The organism is Vibrio sp. V08_P9A1T1 (assembly GCF_963874405.1).
GTDB classification, from domain to species: Bacteria; Pseudomonadota; Gammaproteobacteria; order Enterobacterales; family Vibrionaceae; genus Vibrio; species Vibrio anguillarum.
Genome location: NZ_CAWNIB010000191.1, coordinates 1 through 3,105 on the forward strand (window position 1 = coordinate 1; position 3,105 = coordinate 3,105).

At 42.3% G+C, this 3,105-nt stretch carries 2 protein-coding genes; both read right to left on the reverse strand.

All coding sequences use genetic code 11. The features are described from left to right. Positions 1-119: 119 nt before the first annotated feature. Positions 120-1,928: an AMP-dependent synthetase/ligase gene (locus AACT21_RS08260; protein WP_026028312.1), complete on the reverse strand. Its 1,809-nt coding sequence runs from the start codon at positions 1,926-1,928 to the stop codon at positions 120-122. Between the two features lie 197 nt (positions 1,929-2,125). Further along, a complete protein-coding gene (gene leuO, locus AACT21_RS08265) occupies positions 2,126-3,085 on the reverse strand; it encodes a transcriptional regulator LeuO (RefSeq protein WP_081245352.1) in 960 nt (319 codons plus the stop codon). Between the last annotated feature and the right edge of the window lie 20 nt (positions 3,086-3,105).

Below are 3,105 nucleotides of genomic sequence, written 5' to 3' on the forward strand. Positions count from 1 at the left end.
ATGTAGCGTTATGAGGAAGCGAGGTTTAACTTCCGTCGTAATATAAAAAATCCCCCACGCTTTATCTGAAAAGCAAGTGGAGGATTTTTAAACAATGAAAAAACTATCTTAAGATAATCTTACTCACCTTTAGTCTTTTCTTTGTACATTTCCTCGATTTCATCTTGGTAACGATCACTAATGACTTTTCTACGCAGTTTCTGAGTCGGCGTCAGCTCACCTTTGTCCATTGAAAAAGCCTTAGGTAATAATTTAAACTTTTTCACCTGCTCAAATTTGGCTAGCTCTTTTTGCAAATCATTGACTCGTTTTTCCAGCATCTCAACCACTTGGTTGTTCTTGATAAGATCTAATCTGTCATGATATTTGATGTTGAGCTCTTTGGCGTAAACCTCCAAGCTGTCATAACAAGGTACAATTAAAGCCGATACAAATTTACGTGTGTCAGCAATCACCGCAATCTGTTCAATAAAGTGATCTTTACCAATCGCTCCCTCAATAACTTGTGGCGCAATGTATTTACCACCGGAGGTTTTCATCAGCTCTTTGATACGATCAGTAATGAAGACATTACCTTGCTCATCAATGTGTCCAGCATCTCCTGTTTTGAGAAAACCTTGTTCATCGAATGCTAACGCCGTTTCTTCTGCCATTTTATAGTAGCCGCGCATAACCATTGGTCCGCGAACAAGAATTTCATTGTTGTCACCGATTTTGACCTGAGCTCCTGGCATCGACATGCCTATTGAATCAGGATTAAAACACCGGTCATCCCAACAAGAAACCGTTGCTGTGGTTTCCGTCATGCCATAACCCAACTTCACGTTAATGCCAATGGCATGGAAAAATCGGCCGATGGTTTCATCTAATTTCGCGCCACCGCAAGGCATGAAATTAATCCGCCCACCAAGCAATGCACGCAATTTAGACAACACGATTTTATCCGCTAACGCGTAACTCTTTTTCAGCATGAAGGATGGTTGGCGCTTTTCTTGGTGACAAAGAGCCATCTTAGCCCCCATATTGACCGCCCAAGTAAATAGCACTTTTCGATGCAACGGCGCTTTCGAGACTTTTTCGTGAATAGCGGAGAAAATTTTCTCGTAGAAGCGAGGAACGGCACACATTACCGTTGGCTTTAGCTCACTCAATGCATCACGTACTTGCATCGTATCCTGCAAATAACAGTTAGTTGCACCGCTGTAAAGAATGTAAAAAGTCCACGCCCGTTCAAACACGTGTGACAATGGTAAAAAACAGAGTGACACATCATCCTTAGAGATGTTTAACCGCTCATCATGCCCTTCAAGCTGAGCGCCAATATTACGGTAATCAAGCATCACGCCTTTAGGTTGACCTGTGGTGCCAGAGGTATAGATGAGCGTCAGCAGATCATCCATATTCGCCTGTTCAAGGCGAGACTCTAATTCCGCTTGCTGGCCATCTGTATTTTGTTCAATAAAAGTCTGCCAATGGATGCCATGTTGAAAACTTTTTAGATCAATGCCATCACTCATGGCGACAATTAATTCAAGCTGTTCGCACTCATCAAAAAAATCCAGTGCCGCATCGTATTGTGCCTGTTCACCGACCAAGAGCACTTTGACATCAGCATCTTGAATAATGTAACTGGCCTGCGCTGGCGTATTAGTTGGATAAATAGGTACCGTAACGGCTCTTAACTGCAAAGTAGCCAAGTCAGCTATTGTCCACTGCGGCATGTTATTCGAAAAAATCCCGACTTTATCTTGGATTTTTATACCTTGCGTTAAAAGTGCAAGTGACATCGCATCGATACGTTGACCAAATTGCTTCCAGCTTATCCCATGCCACTCTTTCTCTATTTTGTGTTTTAGAGCAATGCACTCGCCACCTTTGACAATCTGTTCACGAATTCTTTTTACGATATGGAAATTTAAATTGGGCATCTTTTTTACCTGTAGCTTACACATGTAAGCTTTTTGAGCGCACAAGTGTACATTTAGAAGCAAAAAAGGCAACTGACGGATGTCAAAGTTATCAATTAATTCTACAGACAAAAAAGCCCTGAATGGATATAACCAATTCAAGGCTCAAAGAGGCGTATCACTAAGTTTAGATCACCGTACAAACTACCGGGTAAACGTTAGTTTAATGCAACAACTTCACCGCAAATCATCATTAACTGATCACGCAGCCAAATATGGCCTTTGTCTTTTTCACTAGACTCATGCCAACTGAGATAACCACTGATTTGACCATTTGCAAATGGGAAATCGAGGATTTGTAACTGATCTCGGTTAGCCGCATTCTCAACCATCCAACGAGGTGCAATCGTCACCAACTCAGATTGTCCGACCACATAAAGCACATTGCTCAAACTGGTCCCTTCATAATAAGGAACACAGTCTAATTCGCGATATGCTTGCTCAGAAAAGCTACGTTGCCCATGGATGCGAGATAACTTCGCATGCTTTTCAGCTGTTAGGCTCTCAACGTTAACAGAGCCATTGATGCGAGGATGAGACTTAGATGCCACCACCACTAATTCATCTTGGAAAATTTCCGTACTGGAGAACCCTTGTTCATCAAAACGCGCGTAATCAATCACAAAATCGATCTCTTGGTAACGCATACGCTCGGCTAACAAACGGTTAAATTCCGCATCAAGATGAAGTTGGACCAAAGGCGCTTGTTCATGAACTGATGACATAATTTTCGGCGCGAAACGCATATCACAAGGACTGCAAATCGCTAATTTAAATAAGCGGGTTGATGTTTCAGGAGAAAACACCGAACTTGGCAGTTCATTACGGATTAATTGCAGTGCTTGACGCATCGGACCGAACAATTGACGTGCACGTTGAGTAGGTTGAATACCTCGCCCTTGTCGCATAAACAGTTCATCATTAAACATTACCTTCAAACGCGCTACAGCATTGCTGACTGCTGGCTGAGACATACCCAAATTATGAGCAGCACGGGTAATATTTTGCTCTTGCATTACTGCATCAAAAACCGTCAGCAGGTTTAAATCTACACCACGTAATGTGCTTTCCATGCGGTAACTAGCAATAGCGCTCATTGCATCTTTTTTATCTAACATTTTTGGGACGCCTCTTGTTG

Coding starts and splice junctions, on each gene's coding strand:
- leuO (WP_081245352.1), bottom strand. CDS start 3,085: ATGTTAGATAAAAAAGATGCAATGAGCGCTATTGCTAGTTACCGCATG.
- AACT21_RS08260 (WP_026028312.1), bottom strand. CDS start 1,928: ATGCCCAATTTAAATTTCCATATCGTAAAAAGAATTCGTGAACAGATT.